This is a genomic window from Microcoleus sp. Pol12A5 (assembly GCF_036701435.1).
Classification (GTDB): domain Bacteria; phylum Cyanobacteriota; class Cyanobacteriia; order Cyanobacteriales; family Microcoleaceae; genus Microcoleus.
The window spans coordinates 1-4,490 of sequence record NZ_JAUBQU010000223.1 but is presented as its reverse complement, the minus strand read 5'-3'; the positions used below and the strand labels follow the sequence as shown (position 1 = coordinate 4,490).

The following is a 4,490-nucleotide window of genomic DNA, read 5'->3' as shown; positions in this document are numbered from 1 at the left end:
AAACAGATGCGAGCGCAGCTTTTCCGCTGTATGGAAAAAGAGAAAAAGAAAATTATTGAGGAGGCTCGAAGTTTTCGAGGAATCAGCCAGTTAGATTGCGGGATTTATGACACTACTAATCCTGACGAGCCTGAGAAAGAAAGGTTTAAAACTTACAATCTCCCCAGTTTACTCAGTAACTTTCATTTTGAGTTGATGACAAGCGCCGAGTTTATGGAGCGAGCTAAAAAAGCCGGGTTAGCTGTCAGTCGCTTTGAGAAAGCTTTGTGTTATTTGAAATTGACTGGATATCGGGAATTGCGAGAAGATTGGCAGTTTTATTGCTCGCGAGATGACCTCAGCGAGATTGCTAAATCCGGCAAGGTGCAAATTCTCAAAGATTTGGAAGTGACAGGGGGAACTAATGAGATTAGCCGCAAATTATCTAACCGGGGGTTGGTGTGCTTTGTTTCCGATCGCGATCGCGCTACTTTGCGAGCCAAGTGTGGATTGCCCGTGCATTTCCAAGCCTATGCTTTGAGCGATCGGTTTGATGGTAAAGCAAATTACACCATAGCATTTGGGCGATCGGCGCTGTTGCTGGAGACGCTGATTTGGCACTGGAAACCGCAGCAGGATGAAGGGTGGATATGCTGAAAAGATTGAGGAGAAAGGGTTTTGCCCGACATCAGAAGGCGATAGCGTTTCAATCCCTGAGAGGTATTTGTTAGGTATTTCTACCAGTGCAGCACTGAACTGCGACCTTTCTCCATACATATACGATACACGATTTTGTTACTGCGCTCAACACAAGGCTATAGCGACACTTTCATCATAAGGCTATAGCAACTACTTGACATTTCACAGGAGAGGATGGCACGATGGGAACAACCTCAACAGACTTCTTATGGATATTCATCTCAACGACAGCGACATCTCTCAGATGCCTGAACTGCTAAGGACTTCGTTTCTCGAATGGCTCCCCAAACGCCTAAATATCAATCCGTCACAGCCCGATCGAACAGCCGTTCCCCAGCAGTCGAGTAAACCGGAGACACTACCAACTCAGTTAACTCTCGATTTGGCACTTGCCAGTCAGATTTCTGACGAGAAAGCAGACAACTCCCATGTCAAGCTGACTCAGCTATTTGATGCAGGTATCACCAAGCGAGGAATGCCCGTGCGAGTCAAACTGAAGCGGGAGGTGGCAAAAAAGTTAGGTCGTGACTATATCAATAGCCTGGAAATCTCCATGAAAGGAACCATTGTTTACGGCGGACAAGATTTTGATAAACCGAGTCCCTTGGCAGAAAAAGTAAATGGTAGTTCAGCTAATGGCTGGGAGTACATCGAGGTTAAAAAGAATGACCAGTGGATTTGTTTAAATGAATTGCGCGAAACCTGGAGGAAGACCAATGACTAGAGATAATTTACTGTCCCGAATTGCGATCGATCCAAATATCTGTTTTGGAAAACCTTGCATTCGCGGCCATCGGATTTGGGTTTCCCTAATCCTTGACTACCTAGCTGGAGGAATGACTGTTGAGGAAATCCTAGAAGCATATCCCAGCATAGAAAGAGACGATGTATTCGCTTGTATTGCTTACGGTGCCGAAGTAACGCGAGATTATTATACCGACATTCCATTAGGAAAAAAGGAGGAAGCAACTACGTGAAGTTAAAGCTAGATGAAAATGTCGATCTTCGCGTTGTTACCTTTTTACGTTTGGCAGGGCATGACGTAGAAACAGTACCCAACCAAGGTTTGACTTCAGCACCCGATGTGGAACTGATTAATGTTTGTCGTCAAGAGGAAAGATGTTTAGTTACTGCCGATCGCGGTTTTGGCAATCGAATGCGGTTTAATCCATCTGAGTATGCGGGAATTGTTGTAATTCGGCTAACATCTCGTGCCAATTTTACAGAGTGGAGAGAAGCAATAGAAACGTTAATCCTGGGATTAGAGCAAGCCGAAGTTTTTGGGAAATTGTGGATTATTCGACAGGGTACGATACAGGAATATCAACCCACTCAACCAGAGGAAACAGAATCATGAATGAAGATGAACTACTTTATAAATGGCTGCATTCTCCAGATGATGATGACAGTGAAACCCCTGCAGAATACGAACTTTTGACAGTTCGACTGTTTAAAGAAGCAATTCGAGAAGCAGAAGGAAATGAGGGCGATCGCCTTCTAGCATCTTTCGCCGAAAACGTCTTGCCGAAATTGATCCAGGAGTTAGTTGGAGCCACAGCCAAAGGTGGTCAATTTACTGAAGACAGGCGCGCCGAAGGCAAAAATGTCGATCGCAGCAAACACGATCAATCCTTTACTTCTCATCTGCTTAACGGCTTATTCCCAACTTACCGAATTCTCAAGAAACTCAAGACAGACACACCTGAAACTAATCCAGTTAAACGCAACTGCGGTGAAACTGAAATAGCTTTGTTCGTAGCATCGTACATCCTGCACGACTTTGATAAGTTTCCCGATTATCCAGGATGGCTAAAAAATAATGATCAAGCAAGATTCCAAAACCGAGACTGGCGAAAAGACCCACCTAAAAAAGACGAAGCCCCCAATTTTGGACGCGACTATGTAGCTCTAAAAATTCAACAACTTGGATTAGATAGTTTATTAGGTGAGGACTGGGAATATCATATTGATGATATTGTGTGGATGAGCAATAATGCCGGAGTCAAATATGATAGCGATCGCGGTCTGCCAATTCGTGGATTGCAGCCTAAACTCGATGGTAGAATCAGGGGAACTATAGCCAATTTAGTCAGACTTTCAGACTTATTTGCCTCTGTTATCAAATATCCAATTCACATTGAGATAACGAAGGAAGAGATTAGCGACAAAAAAGAGAGTTTAGCTGAACTACTTGCCAATATTAGCAATCATCTATTTAAGTTTAGCTATCACTCCCTCTCCGACAATCGCGGAGTATTGACAAATATCATTAACAATGCTCTGATGGACGCTCATCCCAGCGAGTTCTATACGCCGCTGCTGTATTTGCCAGATGGTGCTGTTTATCTAGCTAAAACCAATGCACCGGCTATCGAAACTGCTGAAATTCCCGATCGCGTAATCGCCAAAATAAAGAACCTTTGTGCCGACAGATTGAAGCTCAAAACAACCGGATTTAGTCGAGACGGAAAAGGCTTTAAATTTGGTGAATACTACTGGCTGTTTTTTGATATAATCGAGTTCATGGGAGTTAGCATAGACGCAGCTTGCAAGCTCATTACCAGCACCAAAGCATCCTCTGCCAAAAAGCGCAGCGACAGCTTGCTAAGTTTCCAAAAAGATGGGGATTTGCCCGGTGAATTGAATCTAGAATTTCCCGAAGATTATCGGATTGATAGGCTAGCAGAATTTGGGGATATCCTGTGTCGGGGAATTTGGAATAAATGGCAAGAACGCTTGAGTAATTCTCAGAAAGAACTGCCCAAAGCTAAACGGCAAAATGTGCCGGAATTAGATTTAACTCAAAAACTGGCAGAACATTTGGGTTTGGCTGACGAAATCCCGGCTTTAAAAGCCATCCAATCTCTCAAAAAAACAGGTGGCGTTCCTCTGGATTGGTATTACTTAGCTGCACGGTATTTGCAGCGAAATAAAGGATTGAATGAAGCTGAATTGCGCGACGTTTTAAGCAATATGGTTGAATGTGCAACCAGTTTCATCAAACCCCTCGCCGCTAAGTTTGAAATTCCCGACGGCTGGAAGGATTTGCGGACTTATGTCAGCCGCATTGTTTCCTTGCCGACGGGGGCAGTTGTCAAACCCGAAACCGATCCATTTTTACTAGAATTGGCGCGCTACAGTGCCGCAAAAATCACAGGGAGAGGACGCGAAAATGTTTGTGCGATGTCGAGTTCGGCTTACACTGTGACCGAACAAATGGAGGCGGCGACTTTATTTACTCCCCAAGTTTACAGCAACCGCCAAATTTTGTTTAACGCCCAAGCTGCCAAGCGTCAAATTTGCTCGATTTGGTCTATCGAAATCATGCTGAGACAAATTTTGATGAATCAAACCAATGCCACAGGAGGAGACTTTGAAGGGCGCAAATATCGCTATCTCTATCTTTATCCCGCTTATTTCTTTACTCTCGAAACAAACAAATTTCTTCAGAAAGCTTACAGTTGGATTGCTAGGACGAGATTTGATGCAGACATTCGCAAGCATTTAATTACTGACAAACAAATTGCCAAATTTACCCTTGACAATTATCAACAAGTTGATTCATTATTGATTCAGGAGAATTTGCAAGCAGAAGACGATCGCACTTTCAAGATCAGCTATCCCGACAATCAACCGCTGACTTTTTTCTTCCTAGCTTTGCCACCGGGAAAAGATGCCACCGATACCGAATCTTGGGTAATGCCAACTTGGTTAGCTTTTGCTTTGCCGCTAATTCTCGATGTCAAAACAGTTGCATCCGAGTCGCCAGTACCGCCCTTTATTAGCGGTGCAGATTTTGAAAAAACCGTTGT

At 43.8% G+C, this 4,490-nt stretch carries 4 protein-coding genes and 1 pseudogene; all 5 read left to right on the top strand.

The annotated features are described in order from the left end of the window. Positions 1-636 (top strand): annotated as a pseudogene (locus QUA45_RS27985) (type I-D CRISPR-associated helicase Cas3'); the annotation flags it as partial. A gap of 250 nt (positions 637-886) precedes the next feature. After that, a complete protein-coding gene (locus QUA45_RS27980) occupies positions 887-1,402 on the top strand; it encodes a hypothetical protein (RefSeq protein ID WP_333100203.1) in 516 nt (171 codons plus the stop codon). Next, on the top strand, positions 1,395-1,655 hold the full coding sequence (locus tag QUA45_RS27975) for a DUF433 domain-containing protein (protein ID WP_333223137.1): 261 nt from the start codon (positions 1,395-1,397) through the stop codon (positions 1,653-1,655). Before QUA45_RS27980 ends, QUA45_RS27975 begins: the two co-directional genes overlap by 8 nt. Beyond that, entirely contained in the window at positions 1,652-2,035 is a 384-nt protein-coding gene (locus QUA45_RS27970; RefSeq protein WP_333223135.1) for a DUF5615 family PIN-like protein, read from the top strand. Before QUA45_RS27975 ends, QUA45_RS27970 begins: the two co-directional genes overlap by 4 nt. Beyond that, a partial coding sequence (gene cas10d, locus QUA45_RS27965; protein ID WP_333223133.1) for a type I-D CRISPR-associated protein Cas10d/Csc3 occupies positions 2,032-4,490 on the top strand: 2,459 nt, incomplete at its 3' end. The genes QUA45_RS27970 and cas10d, both read left to right, overlap by 4 nt.